This is a genomic window from Pseudoalteromonas sp. MM1 (assembly GCF_030296835.1).
GTDB lineage: Bacteria > Pseudomonadota > Gammaproteobacteria > Enterobacterales > Alteromonadaceae > Pseudoalteromonas.
The window spans coordinates 1,746,752-1,762,596 of sequence record NZ_AP027922.1 but is presented as its reverse complement, the minus strand read 5'-3'; the positions used below and the strand labels follow the sequence as shown (position 1 = coordinate 1,762,596).

Sequence of the window (15,845 nt, the reverse complement as noted above, 5' to 3'; positions counted from 1 at the left end):
CCTACTTAGAAAACAGTTTAAAAATGGCACTAAAATCATCACTGCCTGCACCTTGGTGCTGCAGCATAGTGTATAAATTTTTAGCCATTGACCCCATTGGGGTTGATGAATTACTTTGCTGCGCGGCTTCCATGGCAAGGCCTAAATCTTTAGCCATTAAATCAACCATAAAGCCTGGTTTGTAATCTTTACTTGCAGGAGCAGTATCCATCACCCCTGGGCATGGGTTGTAAAGTTCAAGCGTCCAGTTACGGCCAGAGCTTGCAGTCATAATGTCGCTAAGTACTTTTGCATCTAGCCCGTTATTAATACCCATTTGCAGGGCTTCGCTGGTGCCTGCCATTAAAATACTTAACAGCATGTTGTTACATATTTTTGCAACTTGCCCTGCGCCAATGTCGCCTGCATGGAATATGTTTTTACCCATATCACTGAGTATTGGCTGTGCGGTATTAAACGCAGCTTTACTACCACCTACTATAAACGTAAGCGTGCCAGCCGCTGCGCCTGCAACGCCGCCCGATACCGGTGCATCTACAAAGCTAATACCCTGCTCGCCAAGTGCGCTGCCAACCACTCGGGCCGACTCTGCATCTATTGTTGAGCAATCAATAATTAGGGTGTTTTTGCTCAGCACATTAATTAGGCCGCTATCGTCGTTATTACCTAAGTAAAGCGATTTAACATGCTTGCCTGCTGGTAACATACTAATGAGTATATCGGCATTGCTTGCACATGCTTTTGCATTTTCAGCTGCGTGTGCACCTTTGCTTGCAAGTTCATTTAAGACCGACTGGTTTAAATCGAATGCCGTAACACTGTGGCCGGCTTTAATTAAGTTAGCCGCCATTGGGCCGCCCATATTACCTAAGCCGATAAAACCAATATTGAGTTTAGTCATCGTCTTTCCTTTATGTGTGTGATGGCGTGTGTAAGCCATTGAGTGGGTGGTTTTCGCCAAACCGGTTAGCAAAAAAGCTCTCTATTACGACTTGTGGTACATCGCTCAGTGTTTTGTACTGCCAATTAGGCGCGCCGTCTTTATCTATTAATAGCGCCCTTACGCCTTCTTGAAACTCTCCTACTTCGCCAGCGCGTATCGACATACCCAGCTCCATTTTAAAACACGCTAATAAGCTTTTGCCTTTACTGGCCTTTAATTGCTCACTAACCAGTACGCAACTTAGTGGGCAACCATGCTTAAGTGACTTTTGAGCACGTTGCAGCCATTTATCGTCAGTAGTTAGGCCTAAAATATAATCAACCTGTTCTTGTAGTGTATTAAGGTCAGCTAATTTTTGAATGGTTGCTAAGTTAGCTTTAATATTACCTTTTGGCATACGCGCAGATTGGTTGTCTAAATCGGTTAATAATTTAGTTAAACGCTCATGATTTAAGCTTGCAGTTTTGCCCCACTTAGCAGCTAAAATTTGCGCTAGCATGTCATCATATTTAGTGCTGTCGATAAAGTGATCGGCAAGCGATACAAAGCGTGCATCTTCACAATTAATAGACGCCGACGTTAGCCCTAAAAATAGCCCTACACTGTGTGGCATTTTATGTAAAAAATAACTGCCGCCTACATCTGGGTATAAGCCTATGGTTTGCTCTGGCATGGCAATGCGCGATGTTTCGGTTACTACGCGGTGGCTAGCACCAGCCATTAAGCCTAAACCGCCACCCATTACTATGCCGCTACCCCAGACTAGAATTGGTTTATCAAAGGTATGAATAAGGTAATCAAGTTTGTACTCAAGGGTAAAAAACTCTTCAACTAGGCTTGTGGTTTTACCTTGCGCCATTGCATTATGCAGGCTTACTACATCACCACCAGCGCAAAACGCTTTATCGCCTGTGCCTTTTAACAACACCATTGCGATTGCATCATCGTCTTGCCAAGCGCGCAGCTGCGGCTCTAGTAATTTGATCATGTCAAAATTAAGGGCGTTTAATGCTTTTGGCGCATTGAGTGTAATAACCCCAATTAAGCTGCCGTTTGCTGCGGTTGCCGTTTCAAATAGCACGGGGTCGTCGGCATTATTTAATAATGTTAAATTACTCATTAGCCGTTTACCCAATTAGCACGGCGTTTTTCTAAAAAGGCATTAACGCCCTCTTGTTGATCTTGTGTATCAAACAAACCAACAAACAATTCACGCTCAAGTGGTAATACACTGGCCATAGGTTGATGGCGGCCTTTTTGTATAAGCGTTTTACACGCAGAAACAGAGCTTGGGCTTTGTTCGCTTACTTGGTTGGCAAGTTTTAACGCCGCTGCAAAACTCTCACCTTGTGGTACTACTTCTTCTACTAAGCCAATTTGCAGGGCTTTATCGGCTTTTAAGCGCTCGCCGCATAAAATCATGCGTTTTGCCCATCCTTCACCTACAAGCCATGCTAAATTTTGTGTACCGCCCGCGCATGGTAATAAACCCACTTTTGCCTCTGGCAGTGCCATTTGTGCTTGCTCTTCTGCTATACGAATATCACACGCAAGGGCCACTTCTAATCCGCCGCCCATGGCATAACCATTAATGGCTGCAACCGACACCCCGGTAAAATTAGTCAATGCTTCAAATGCTTCACCAAATACACGCGACATATCAGCAGCAACGCCTTTATCGCCACTGGCAAATACGTTTAAATCGGCACCGGCGCTAAAAAACTTTTCGCCTTCGCCGGTAAGTACTAAGGCATAAATATTTTTGTTGTTATTAAGCTCGTTAACTTTGTTTTTTAAATCTATTAAGGTGTCTTTTGTCCAGGTATTAGCTGGCGGGTTAGACATAGTTAAAATTGCAACATGGCCTTCGGTTGTTAATTCAATACACGGCTTTGATTGTGACATAACTTGCTCCTTATAAAACGTCGCTTGCAGATTCTGCTAAAATACGGCGCGCTATAATTACGCGCATAATTTCGTTTGTGCCTTCTAAAATTTGATGAACACGCACATCACGTACATGGCGCTCAAGCGGGTATTCTTTTATGTAACCGTAACCACCATGAATTTGCAGTGCATCGTTACACACGGTAAAACCAACATCGGTCGCAAAGCGTTTAGCCATGGCACAGTAGGTAGTTTTTTCACTATCGCCGGTATCAAGTTTAAAGGCCGCAAGCCTTACCATTTGGCGCGCAGCGACAAGTTCGGTATTCATATCTGCAATTTTAAACTGTAAAGCCTGAAACGCAGCCAGTGGCTTACCAAACTGCGTGCGCTCTTTTAAGTACTCTTTTGCGGTGTTTAGTGCGGCTTGTGCTGTACCAATTGAGCACGTTGCAATATTAATTCGCCCGCCATCTAGGCCTTGCATTGCAAATTTAAAGCCTTCACCTTCTTTACCTAATAAGTTGTGCGCAGGTATACGCACATTTTCAAAACTAATTAAGCGTGTTGGTTGTGCGTTCCAACCCATTTTTTCTTCTGCTTTACCGTACTCAACGCCTTGTGCGTCGGCCGGTACTACAAATGCCGAAATACCCGCTGCACCTTCGCCGCCTGTGCGTGCCATTACTACTAATACTTCGGTTTCGCCCGCGCCCGATATAAACATTTTTGAGCCGTTAATAACGTATTCATCACCCTCAAGTACGGCTTTTGTTTTTAGTGATGCCGCATCTGAGCCCGAGCCAGGCTCTGTTAAACAATAAGAGGCAAGTAGCTCGCCCATTACTAATTGCTCTACGTATTTGTCTTTAACTGCGTCGGTACCAAAACTTGCTACCATCCACGTAGCCATATTATGAATAGTTAACATGGCCGTTGTAGCAGTACAGCCCATAGCAAGCTGCTCAAATATAATGCTTGAATCTAAGCGTGATAACCCAAGGCCGCCGGCTTCCTCTGGCGTGTATAAACCACAAAAACCAAGCTCGCCTGCGGCTTTAATCGTATCTTTAGGAAAAATATGCTCGCGATCCCACTTTGCTGCATGTGGAGCAAGTTCTGATTCGGCAAATTGGCGTGCAGTTTCTGCAAAGGCGTGTTGATCTTCTGATAAGTTAAAGTCCATGTTAGACCTCTTTAATTGTGTGTTGTTAGTGTGCCCTATTGGGATAGGTGTGAAGAGCGGCAAAGGCTGATGTGTGTGTTCTATTTGCTTGTCAGCGAGTTTAGCCTTTGCGCCCTTCTTTATTATTATTTTTGAGTGTGTTTATTTTAAATTAATGCTCATGTTTGGCCCTGAAGCGATGTCGTCTTCAAACCAACGTGAGGTAATGGTTTTAGTTTCTGTGTAAAAACGTATACCTTGCTTACCGTAGGTGTGAGTATCGCCATAAAACGAGCCTTTCCAACCAGTAAACGAGAAAAACGGCAGCGGCACCGGAATAGGCACATTAATACCCACTTGGCCTACTTCTATTTCGTGTTGGAATTTACGAGCCGCAGCGCCGCTTGAGGTAAATAGTGATGTACCGTTTCCGTATGGGCTTTCGTTAATAAGGGCAATTGCTTCCTCAAGCGTATCTACAAACATACAGGCAAGCACAGGACCAAAAATTTCTTCTTTGTATAAATCCATTTCTTTTGTCACATCGGTAAATAGCGTTGGGCCAACCCAGTTACCTTGCTCGTAGCCCTCTACTGTATAGTTTGAGCCATCAATTAAGCAGGTGGCGCCTTGCTCTTTACCGCTTGCTATAAGCGATAAAATACGCGCTTTTGCGGCTTTTGATGTTTGTGGGCCGTAGGCTGCGTCTTTGTCATCCCATACGCCTGGACGTACGTTTTCAAAGCCTGCTTTTATTTCATCAACCCACTCGCTTGCTTGGCCTACAAACACAGCAACCGAAATACCCATACAGCGCTGCCCTGCAGCACCTACTGAGGCGCCAACAAGGTTATTTACAACATGTGACTTACTCGCATCTGGCATAATAACCATGTGGTTTTTAGCACCCACACACGCTTGCACGCGCTTAAGGTTTTGTGTGCCTTTAGAATAAATATAAGCACCTACGCCACACGAACCCACAAACGAAATTGCACGTACGGCTTTGTCTTCTAATAAGCGGTCTACTTGCGGTTTTGTACCATGAACCACTTGTAATACGCCTTTTGGTGCGCCGGCTTCAATAAATAGTTCAGCTAAGCGCATTGGTGTGAGTGGGTCTTGTTCAGACGGTTTTAAAATAAAGGTGTTACCACATACAATAGCCAGCGGAAACATCCAAAGTGGGATCATCGCCGGAAAGTTAAACGGCGTAATGCCCGCACATACGCCAAGGGGCTGCATGTAAGAATAGGTATCGATTTTACGGGCAACGTTTTCCATTGTTTCGCCCATCATTAATGACGGTGCGTTAGCTGCTTGCTCTACTACTTCAATACCGCGCCATACATCGCCTTTTGCATCTTCGAATGTTTTACCTAGTTCGTGGCAAATAATGGTTGCAAGCTCATCGTGGTGCTCTTTTAATAGCGCGGCGTATTTCATCATAATGCGGGCACGTTCGGTAATAGGCACATCTTTCCACGTTTTGAATGTTTCTGAGGCCGAGGCAATGGCTGCATCCATTTCTGAGTCGGTAGTACATGGAACTTGTGCAAGTACTTCTTGGTTTGCGGGGTTAATTACATCAATAAGCTCGTTTGAAGCCGATTGAACAAATTCGCCATTTATAAGTAGTGGAACTTGGTGCATGGGTAAATCCTGTTGTTAGTGTGTTCTTTTAAAAATGGCACCGTTTTGTTATTAGTATTAGTACGGTGCATTTTAGTTGCTGTTAGTTAATTAACTGCTTTGTTAGTAAGCCTCTACAGCCATGGCTACGGCTTCGCCGCCACCAATACATAAAGACGCAATGCCTTTTTTAAGACCACGGTTTTTAAGGGCATGAATAAGCGTAACTAAAATTCGCGCGCCGCTGGCACCAATTGGATGGCCAAGTGCGCACGCACCGCCATTTACATTTACTTTGCTCTCATCAAGCTTTAATTCGTTAATAGCAAGCATGGTAACCATGGCAAAGGCTTCGTTAATTTCCCAAAGATCAACATCAGCAGTAGTCCAACCTGCTTTTTCAAGCACGCTGTTCATTGCGCCCACGGGTGCTACTGTAAATTCGCTTGGTTTTTGAGAGTGAGTACTGTGCGCTACAATTTTACAAAGCGGTGTTAAGCCTTGCGCTTTTGCTTTTGATTCGCTCATTAATATTAGCGCTGCGCCACCATCAGAAATTGACGATGAATTTGCCGCAGTAATAGTGCCGTCTTTTTTAAAGGCAGCACGAAGGCTTGGTATTTTTTCAGGGCGTGCATTACCCGGTTGTTCGTCAACCGATACGGTTACATCGCCCTTACGGGTTTTTATAGTGTGCGGTGCAATTTCGTTTTCAAAACTGCCGTTTTCGATTGCCGCATTGGCTTTGCTTAACGAACCCAGTGCAAACGCATCCATTTGCTCACGGCCAATGCCATATTCATCGGCGGTGTCTTGCGCAAAACAGCCCATTGCTTTGTTATCGTAAGCATCTTCTAGGCCGTCGCTCATCATATGATCTTTAATTTCGCCGTGGCCCATACGCATACCGCCACGCGCTTTAGGTATAAAATACGGTGCGTTACTCATGCTTTCCATCCCGCCAGCAATTGCACTACTAATTGAGCCCGCTTTAATTAAATCGTTTGCTAGCATGGCGGCTTTTAACCCAGAGCCACATACTTTATTAATGGTGGTAGCACCCGTGCCCAGAGCAAGGCCTGCTTTTAACATTGCTTGGCGAGCTGGCGCTTGGCCAAGGCCCGCTGGCAATACACAGCCCATTATTACTTCATCTATTGCATCATTTGCTAAACCAGTTTGTGCCAGTGCACTTGCAATGGCGGTAGCGCCAAGCTCGGTAGATTGTGCATCGGTCAATGCGCCCATAAAACCGCCCATTGGCGTACGCTTTGCTGCTACAATTACCACTGATTCTAAAGCCATAATTAACTCCGTTGTATTTATATGCAAATAGTTGTTAGAATATTTGCTCTATTAATTTAGTATTCATTTATTGTTTAACACCCTTACACAATACTAACGTTTACGCTAACGTCAACTAAAAAACGTTTAATTTTTAGTTTTAAAAGTGTAAGCATTATTTTCCAGTAACGGCAATGTGAACAAATATCAAAAATAAACCATTGAATATTAAAAATATAATTTAATATTCTACACCAACACTCCTTTATAAATAGTTTCATACCACACCAAGCTTTACCTTTACGTAAACTTCACTTATATTGGAGTTATTCGAATGAGGTAAACACAACTATGAAACCAGATAACCAAACAAACTTTGCAAGTTCTGCAAAAGCGCCTAGCAGCAGCGATCAAACCTTTAGCATTAGCGATTTAGCTAAAGAGTTTGATATTACCACCCGCTCTATTCGTTTTTACGAAGACCAAGGTTTAGTCAGCCCAGAGCGCAATGGCCAAACCCGTATTTATTCAAAACGCGACAAAGTTCGCTTAAAACTAATACTGCGTGGCAAACGCTTAGGCTTTACGTTGGCTGAAACAGGCCGTTTGTTTGAACTGTACGACGCCGATAAATCAAGCGCTAAACAGCTGGTAACTATGCTCGATTTAATAGCAGAGAAAAAAGCCGACCTTTCTCAGCAAATGGACGACATAAAAGTTGTGCTTATGGAATTAGTGACAGCGGAGCGCCGCTGCAGAGACACACTTAATAAAATAGACGAGTAGCCTATTTTAATAATAAAAACACACTGACAACACACACTCACACAGGAATGAATCATGAGCACTATTTCACTTTATAAAGAGATGAACTTTGGCCTAGGCGAAACCGCCGATATGATCCGCGACCATGTAAATAGCTTTGCAAGCCAAGAAATTGCGCCACTGGCTGAGCAAACTGATATTGATAATGCGTTTCCTAATCAGCTTTGGCCGCAAATGGGCGAAATGGGTGTATTAGGCATGACCGTTTCTGAAGACTTTGGCGGTGCAGGCTTAGGTTACTTAGAACATGTAATTGCAATGGAAGAAATTAGCCGTGCGAGTGCATCAATTGGTTTAAGCTATGGTGCGCATTCAAACTTGTGTGTAAATCAAATTAACCGTAACGGTAATCAAGCACAAAAAGAAAAATACCTACCAAAACTTATTAGCGGCGAACATATTGGTGCCCTTGCTATGAGTGAGCCAAACGCAGGCTCTGACGTGGTATCGATGAAACTAAAAGCCGAAAAAAAAGGCGATAAATACATTTTAAATGGCAATAAAATGTGGATCACCAACGGCCCCGATGCAAACACATTTGTTATTTATGCAAAAACAGATTTAGAAGCCGGCGCTAAAGGCATTACCGCATTTATTGTGGAAAAAGACTTCCCAGGATTCTCTACTGCGCAAAAGCTAGACAAACTTGGTATGCGTGGATCAAACACGTGTGAACTGGTGTTTGAAAACTGCGAAGTACCCGAAGAGAACATTTTAGGTAAGCTAAACGAAGGCGTGAAGGTTCTAATGAGCGGCCTTGATTACGAGCGTGTGGTACTTGCTGCAGGCCCGCTTGGCATTATGCAAGCCTGTATGGATATAGTGGTGCCATATATTCATGAGCGTAAACAGTTTGATACCCCTATTGGTCAATTTCAGTTAATTCAAGGCAAAGTGGCCGACATGTATACGCAAATGAACGCTGCTCGCTCATACGTTTATACCGTAGCTAAAGCCTGCGACCGCGGCGAAACCACCCGTAAAGATGCTGCTGGCGCCATTTTATATGCCGCTGAGCTTGCCACTAAAATGGCGCTAGATGCCATTCAAATTTTAGGTGGGAACGGCTACATAAATGAATACGCCACAGGGCGCTTACTACGTGATGCCAAATTATACGAAATTGGTGCTGGCACATCCGAAATTCGCCGCATGCTTATCGGCCGCGAACTATTTACCGAAAGCCGTTAAGGATTAAATTATGACGATATTAAAATCGAGCGTTAATCCTCACGATCCTACTTTTGTTCAAAATCACAAAAACATGGCCGCTTTAGTTGATGATTTACAAAGCAAAGTGGCCACCATCAGCTTAGGTGGCGGCACTGCGTTAAAACAGCGTCACGAAGGTCGTGGTAAATTATTTGTACGCGACCGTATTAGTACTTTACTAGATGAAGGCTCGCCATTTTTAGAAATTTCACAATTTGCTGCCTTTGGTGTGTACGAACAAGAAATTGCTTGTGCGGGTGTAGTTGCCGGTATTGGCCGTGTTAAAGGCGTTGAGTGCATGATCATCGCAAACGATGCCACAGTAAAAGGCGGTACGTACTTTCCACTTACCGTTAAAAAGCATTTACGCGCACAAGACATAGCCGAGCGCTGCCACTTACCGTGTATTTATTTAGTTGATTCGGGCGGTGCTAACCTGCCCGAGCAAGACGATGTATTCCCTGATAAATTGCATTTTGGGCGTATTTTTTATAACCAAGCCCGTATGTCGGGTAAAGGTATTCCTCAAATTGCTGTGGTAATGGGGTTATGTACCGCTGGTGGCGCCTACGTACCCGCTATGGCCGATGAAAGCATAATAGTAAAAGAGCAAGGCACTATATTTTTAGCCGGCCCGCCGCTTGTAAAAGCAGCCACAGGTGAAATAGTAAGCGCCGAAGAATTAGGCGGCGCCGATGTGCATTGTAAAACATCAGGGGTTGCCGATCACTTTGCTGAAAATGACGAGCATGCGCTGTCTATTGCGCGCCAATGTATTGAGCGTATAAATTATACGCGACCTACAACCCCTCTTTTAGAAGATGTTAAACCGCCACGTTACGATATAAACGAGCTTTATGGCATTGTAGGCACCGACCTTAAAAAACCATTTGATGTGCGTGAAGTTATTACCCGCACAGTTGATGACTCATCGTTTGATGAATTTAAACGTTACTTTGGTGAAACGTTGGTAACCGGTTTTGCCAGTATTTACGGTAACCCTGTTGGCATAGTGGCAAATAACGGCATTTTATTTAGTGAGTCGGCGCAAAAAGGCGCACACTTTATTCAACTATGTGCACAGCGCAATATTCCTTTAGTGTTTTTACAAAATATTACCGGCTTTATGGTGGGTAAAAAATACGAAGCTGAAGGCATAGCAAAGCACGGCGCAAAAATGGTGATGGCAGTGTCGTGTGCCGATGTGCCTAAATTTACGGTGCTAATTGGGGGCTCTTACGGCGCGGGTAACTATGGTATGTGTGGCCGCGCATTTGAACCAACCATGATGTGGATGTGGCCGAATGCCCGTATTTCTGTAATGGGTGGAGAGCAAGCCGCCGGTGTAATGGCACAAGTTAAGCAAGATGGCTTAGCCCGTAAAGGCCATAGCATGAGCGAGCAAGAAGTTAACGATTTTAAAAAGCCAATTATTGATCAATACGAAGAGCAAGGCCATCCGTATTACGCAAGCGCGCGCTTGTGGGATGACGGCATTATTGACCCTGCCGATACCCGTAACGTATTAGGCCTTGCCTTGAGTGCAGCTAAAAATGCACCACAGCAAGACTCTAAATTTGGCGTATTTAGAATGTAACCGGAGTGCAAAAATGTCAGTAACACTACAAATAACAAAATCTAATGTGGCTGTACTTGTTTTAAGCCGAGTTGAAAAACGTAACGCATTTAATAGTGAAGTAATCCACGAGCTTATTCAGTGCATAGAGCATGCAAATACGCTCGACATTCGCGCTTTGGTTTTAAAAACCGAAGGAAAGCATTTTTCTGCCGGTGCCGATTTAGCCTGGATGAAATCAATGGCTGATAACAATTACGCCGATAACCTTGCCGACTCCATGCAACTCGCTAAATTAATGCAGGTGTTAGCGACCTCTCCTCACCCAACTATATGTGCTGTACAAGGCGCTGCGTTTGGCGGCGCTCTGGGCTTAATTGCTTGTTGCGATATTGCCCTAAGTAAAGATGACGCCCAGTTTTGCTTAAGTGAAGTGAAATTAGGACTTATCCCTGCGGTAATTAGCCCCTATGTAATTAAAGCCATTGGTGAGCGCGCTGCGCGTCGCTACTTTTTAACCGCCGAGGTGTTTGATGCCCACACAGCAAAACAAATTGGTTTGGTTCATCAGGTCACCGGTAATTTAGATTGTGCGCTTGATAACATGCTGCAAACATTAATCGATAACGGCCCTGTCGCTGTAAAAGCCGCTAAATCATTAATAAACGATGTAGCAAATAAGCCAATTAACGATGAACTTATTGAGCTCACGGCCGAACGTATTGCAAAAATTCGTGTATCAAATGAAGGCCAAGAAGGGCTAAGTGCCTTTTTTGATAAACGCCCACCCGCTTGGCAACTGTAGGATTAACTATGAACACACACACTTTAAAAAAGATACTCATTGCCAACCGTGGTGAAATTGCATGCCGTGTAATGCGAAGTGCAAAACAAATGGGCCTAACAACAGTGGCTGTTTATTCTGACGCCGACAAACATGCACAACACGTAAAAATGGCTGATGAGGCCTACCACATTGGCCCAGCACCAAGTAAAGACTCATACCTAGTCGCCGACAAAATTTTGCAAGTAGCTAAAAATGCAGGCGCTGACTGTATTCATCCTGGTTATGGATTTTTATCTGAAAACAGCGAATTTGCTAAAGCCTGTGAAGCAAACAATATTGCGTTTATTGGCCCACTAGCAAGCAGCATAGAGGCTATGGGCTCTAAAACCCGCGCCAAAGAAATAATGGCCGCTGCCAATGTACCATTAGTGCCTGGGTATTATGGTGATAACCAAGACCCTGCTTTTTTACAATCTGAGGCTGAAAAAATTGGCTATCCCGTGCTAATTAAAGCTGCCTTTGGCGGCGGCGGTAAAGGCATGCGCGTAGTTGAGCAAGCCAACGATTTTATAAATGCACTTGAGGGCGCACAACGTGAAGCAATAGCCGGTTTTGGAAACGACTTAGTACTACTTGAGCGCTACGTTGACCAGCCTCGCCATGTTGAAGTACAGGTATTTGCCGATAACCACGGTAACTGTGTTTATTTAGGGGATCGTGATTGTTCCCTGCAGCGCCGTCATCAAAAAGTTATTGAAGAAGCGCCAGCGCCTGGTTTAAGCGATGAACTACGCAAAGAAATGGGGGAAGCCGCAGTACGCTGCGCCCTGGCTATAAATTACAGAGGTGCAGGTACCGTTGAGTTTTTGCTGTGCGGTGATGAGTTTTTCTTTATGGAAATGAACACACGCCTGCAAGTAGAACACCCAGTGACAGAAATGGTAACTGGTGTAGATTTAGTGAGTTGGCAAATTAATATTGCCGCTGGGCAAACACTGCCACTTACGCAATCAGATATAGAACTCCAAGGCCACAGCTTTGAAGCACGTATTTATGCAGAAGATCCAGCTAACGACTTTATTCCCTGCTCGGGCACAATAGAAGCGTTGAGCACACCACTTAACAGTGAGTTTGTACGTATTGATACCGGTATTGCACAAGGCGATGAAATAAGCCCGTTTTACGACCCTATGATTGCAAAGCTGATTGTGCATGATGATAACCGAGAGCAAGCATTATCGCGTTTACGCCAAGCACTTGAGCAATTTCACTTAGCGGGTTTTAGCACTAACATTGGCTTTTTACATAACTTAGCAAGCCACCCTACGTTTGCTCAAGGTGCGCCAAGTACCCACTTTATTGCTGAGCAAGGTGATGCATTGGTGAGTGTTAATAGCATTGCCCTTGAAAAAGCACACGTAATTGCAGCCTTTGCTTATCTTGAATCGCTTAGCGCTAAAAACGAAACTGTTCAAAGTGCAAGCCCTTGGCAGCAACTCAGTGGTTTTACACTTAATGCACCGCAAAAAATAAATATTCCATTTACAGATTTACCTATAAACGCCGTTAAAACTAAAACAGGCTATGTCATTAACCATAATGAAGAACTGTTTGAGGTTATGGGTGAACTAAACCAAAACCAATGCTGCGTGTTTATTAATGGCGAAAAATTTACCGCCCATGTAAGCCACATTGATAACAGTATTAGCGTGATGTTTGCTGCGCTGCAAATCAAGCTTACTCTAAATACTAAACATTACATTAGCAGCCACGAAAGTGACGCCCTACCACTTGCAGCGCCACTTAATGGCACAGTAGTTAAGCACTTAGTTGAAGTAGGAAGCACTTTAACCAAAGGCGATGCGGTTGTTATTATTGAAGCCATGAAAATGGAATACACACTGAGCGCTCCGCACGATGGTATTTTACAAAGTTATTGTTTTGCCGAGGGCGAACTTGTAACCCATGGTGCCCTACTTGCTATTGTAGAAGATACCACGGCGCAGGAGGCATCGTGATGACTGCTTTTCCTAAAAAAGTACGTATTGTAGAAATGGGTGCCCGCGATGGTCTGCAAAACGAAAAAGCCGTACCTACAAAAGATAAAATTGCCTTAATTAATGCACTCAGTGATGCAGGCTTAAAAGATATAGAAGCAGGGGCATTTGTATCACCTAAATGGGTGCCACAAATGGCCGACTCAGCCGACGTGATAAAAGCACTTGATTTACCCCATGTAAATTTAAGTGCCCTTACGCCTAATTTAAAAGGTGCTCAAGCTGCCCTAGATGCAGGTGTTAAGGAATTTGCTATTTTTACTGCTGCAAGCGAATCGTTTTGCCAAAAAAACATAAACTGCAGCATTGATGAAAGTATTGAGCGCTTTAGTGAAGTAATGGCGTTTGCAAAAGCCAATAATATACGCGTGCGTGGTTATGTAAGCTGCATTGCCGGTTGCCCATACGAAGGTGACATAGCGCCACAAAAAGTGCTTGAAGTAACACAAAAACTACTTGCACTTGGCTGTTATGAGGTAAGCCTTGGCGATACTGTAGGAGTTGGTACCGCCAATAAAATTACCGAGGTGTTATCTTTATTATTACAGCACATAAATAAGACGAAATTAGCAATTCACTTCCATGATACTTATGGTCAAGCGCTCACAAATATTTACGCAGCACTGAGCTTAGGTATAGCCACCATTGACGCTGCCGTTGCAGGCCTTGGCGGGTGCCCTTATGCTAAGGGTGCGTCAGGAAATGTTGCCACTGAAGATGTTGTTTACTTACTCAATGGGCTTGGCATAGAGCATGGAATTGATTTACAAAGGTTAAGTAACGCAGGTTGGCAAATTACGCAAGCACTTGGCAAAGCCCCTGTAAGTAAAGTGGCAATTGCACTGCACAACACACAAAAATAATAGTTTGACTTGCCAAATGGCAGTTAACACAATGAGGAGAGACTCATGGCCGGTTTTGATAAAGTAGTTTCTAGTTACGAAGCTGCAATGGCAGGTTTAAAAGATGGCGATACCGTAATTGCTGGTGGTTTTGGCTTATGCGGCATTCCTGAAGGCTTAATTAAACAAATTAAACAAATGAAAACCAAAGAGCTAACAGTGGTTTCTAATAACTGCGGTGTAGATGACTTTGGATTGGGTATTTTACTTAAAGACAAACAAATAAAAAAAGTGATTGCCTCATACGTTGGCGAAAACGCCCTATTCGAGCAACAACTTCTTAGCGGCGAAATAGATGTAGAGCTTACCCCACAAGGCACGCTTGCTGAAAAAATGCGTGCAGGTGGTGCAGGTATCCCAGCTTTTTATACCGCTACAGGTTACGGTACCCCTGTAGCTGAAGGTAAAGAAGTAAAAGAGTTTAACGGTCGCCCTTATATTTTAGAAGAGTCTATAACGGGTGAATTTGCCATTGTAAAAGCATGGAAAGCCGACCGATACGGTAATTTAGTATTTAGGCACACCGCTATGAACTTTAACCCTATGGCGGCAACCGCAGGTAAAATTACCGTTGCCGAAGTAGAGGAAATTGTAGAGCCCGGTGAACTTGAGCCTAGCCAAATTCATACCCCAGGTATTTTTGTAAATCGCGTTATTAAAGGCAACTTTGAAAAACGCATTGAACGTGTAACAACACGAGATTAAGCAGGAGCATAATTATGGCATTATCACGTGAACAAGTTGCAATGCGCGTTGCACAAGAACTTAAGGACGGCTACTACGTTAATTTAGGCATAGGAATTCCGACACTCGTCGCAAACTATGTACCTGAAGGTATTGAAGTTATGTTACAGTCCGAAAATGGCTTGTTAGGTATGGGTCCCTACCCAACAAAAGCAGAATTAGACGCCGATATGATCAACGCGGGTAAAGAAACCGTGACAGCTGCAACAGGCGCAGCCATATTTAATAGTGCAGATAGTTTTGCCATGATACGGGGTGGTCATGTAGACTTAACCGTTCTGGGTGCATTTGAAGTTGACCAGAACGGCAACATTGCGTCGTGGATGATCCCGAAAAAGCTGATTAAAGGCATGGGTGGCGCGATGGACTTAGTCGCTGGCGCGAAAAATATTGTTGTTACTATGACCCATGCAAGTAAGCATGGTGATTCTAAATTGCTAGAAAATTGCTCTTTACCCCTTACAGGCGTTAATTGCGTTAAAAAAATAGTAACAGATTTAGCCGTATTAGAAGTTAAAGACGGCGCATTTCATTTATTAGAGCGTGCTCCTGGCGTATCAGTTGATGAAATAATTAGTAAAACAGCAGGTAAACTACTTGTTGACGGTGAAGTACCAGAAATGGTTTTTTAACGCTTTACCATGTACCGACCTCATTCCCAGTGCCAATGGCGCTGAGTTACCCAAAATCCCTCGCAAGAGGGATTTTTTTTGCCTTTAAAAATATTCTTAAGCTTTTCACACATATGTAGTAAATATTATCTATAATACAAATAACTATAATGTAAGCGCTTAGATTATTTGCACTAATTTGTAGAAGCTATGCACCCTT

The 15,845-nt window shown here is 43.7% G+C and carries 14 protein-coding genes; 8 read left to right on the top strand and 6 right to left on the bottom strand.

Translation table 11 applies throughout. The features are described from left to right. Position 1 precedes the first annotated feature (1 nt). The 6 genes from mmsB to QUE46_RS07950 form a co-directional block, all read right to left on the bottom strand. A complete protein-coding gene (gene mmsB / locus QUE46_RS07975; protein WP_286247500.1) occupies positions 2-901 on the bottom strand; it encodes a 3-hydroxyisobutyrate dehydrogenase in 900 nt (299 codons plus the stop codon). 10 nt (positions 902-911) lie between these two features. Further along, the gene (locus QUE46_RS07970; RefSeq protein ID WP_286247498.1) at positions 912-2,063 is read right to left on the bottom strand and encodes an enoyl-CoA hydratase/isomerase family protein; all 1,152 of its coding nucleotides are present in this window, start codon (positions 2,061-2,063) and stop codon (positions 912-914) included. Beyond that, positions 2,063-2,848 carry an enoyl-CoA hydratase gene (locus QUE46_RS07965; protein ID WP_286247496.1) on the bottom strand — a complete coding sequence of 262 codons (786 nt, stop codon included), beginning with the start codon at positions 2,846-2,848 and terminating at the stop codon, positions 2,063-2,065. Before QUE46_RS07965 ends, QUE46_RS07970 begins: the two co-directional genes overlap by 1 nt. Positions 2,849-2,858: 10 nt before the next feature. After that, positions 2,859-4,016: an acyl-CoA dehydrogenase family protein gene (locus QUE46_RS07960; protein WP_286247494.1), complete on the bottom strand. Its 1,158-nt coding sequence runs from the start codon at positions 4,014-4,016 to the stop codon at positions 2,859-2,861. A gap of 141 nt (positions 4,017-4,157) precedes the next feature. Beyond that, positions 4,158-5,648, bottom strand: a complete 1,491-nt coding sequence (locus tag QUE46_RS07955) for a CoA-acylating methylmalonate-semialdehyde dehydrogenase (RefSeq protein ID WP_286247492.1) — start codon at positions 5,646-5,648, stop codon at positions 4,158-4,160. A gap of 102 nt (positions 5,649-5,750) precedes the next feature. Further along, a complete protein-coding gene (locus QUE46_RS07950; protein WP_286247490.1) occupies positions 5,751-6,932 on the bottom strand; it encodes an acetyl-CoA C-acyltransferase in 1,182 nt (393 codons plus the stop codon). 330 nt (positions 6,933-7,262) lie between these two features. Here QUE46_RS07950 and QUE46_RS07945 point away from each other — a divergent pair, with 330 nt between their 5' ends. The 8 genes from QUE46_RS07945 to QUE46_RS07910 are packed head-to-tail and all read left to right on the top strand — an operon-like array spanning position 7,263 to position 15,646. Further along, complete coding sequence (locus QUE46_RS07945) at positions 7,263-7,697, top strand: MerR family DNA-binding transcriptional regulator (protein WP_286247488.1); 435 nt, start codon at positions 7,263-7,265, stop codon at positions 7,695-7,697. 54 nt (positions 7,698-7,751) lie between these two features. Next, positions 7,752-8,927, top strand: coding sequence for an isovaleryl-CoA dehydrogenase (locus tag QUE46_RS07940; protein ID WP_286247486.1), 1,176 nt, complete (start codon positions 7,752-7,754; stop codon positions 8,925-8,927). 10 nt (positions 8,928-8,937) lie between these two features. After that, entirely contained in the window at positions 8,938-10,545 is a 1,608-nt protein-coding gene (locus QUE46_RS07935; RefSeq protein ID WP_286247485.1) for a carboxyl transferase domain-containing protein, read from the top strand. A 13-nt stretch (positions 10,546-10,558) separates the two neighbouring features. Beyond that, entirely contained in the window at positions 10,559-11,329 is a 771-nt protein-coding gene (locus QUE46_RS07930) for an enoyl-CoA hydratase/isomerase family protein (RefSeq protein ID WP_286247483.1), read from the top strand. An 8-nt stretch (positions 11,330-11,337) separates the two neighbouring features. After that, positions 11,338-13,329 carry an acetyl/propionyl/methylcrotonyl-CoA carboxylase subunit alpha gene (locus QUE46_RS07925; protein WP_286247482.1) on the top strand — a complete coding sequence of 664 codons (1,992 nt, stop codon included), beginning with the start codon at positions 11,338-11,340 and terminating at the stop codon, positions 13,327-13,329. After that, positions 13,329-14,231 (top strand): hydroxymethylglutaryl-CoA lyase, encoded by a 903-nt coding sequence (locus QUE46_RS07920; RefSeq protein WP_286247707.1) that lies wholly within the window; start codon positions 13,329-13,331, stop codon positions 14,229-14,231. Before QUE46_RS07925 ends, QUE46_RS07920 begins: the two co-directional genes overlap by 1 nt. Before the next feature lie 45 nt (positions 14,232-14,276). Next, on the top strand, positions 14,277-14,975 hold the full coding sequence (locus QUE46_RS07915) for a CoA transferase subunit A (RefSeq protein ID WP_286247480.1): 699 nt from the start codon (positions 14,277-14,279) through the stop codon (positions 14,973-14,975). A gap of 14 nt (positions 14,976-14,989) precedes the next feature. Continuing rightward, positions 14,990-15,646 carry a CoA transferase subunit B gene (locus QUE46_RS07910; RefSeq protein ID WP_286247477.1) on the top strand — a complete coding sequence of 219 codons (657 nt, stop codon included), beginning with the start codon at positions 14,990-14,992 and terminating at the stop codon, positions 15,644-15,646. The last annotated feature ends 199 nt before the right edge of the window (positions 15,647-15,845 follow it).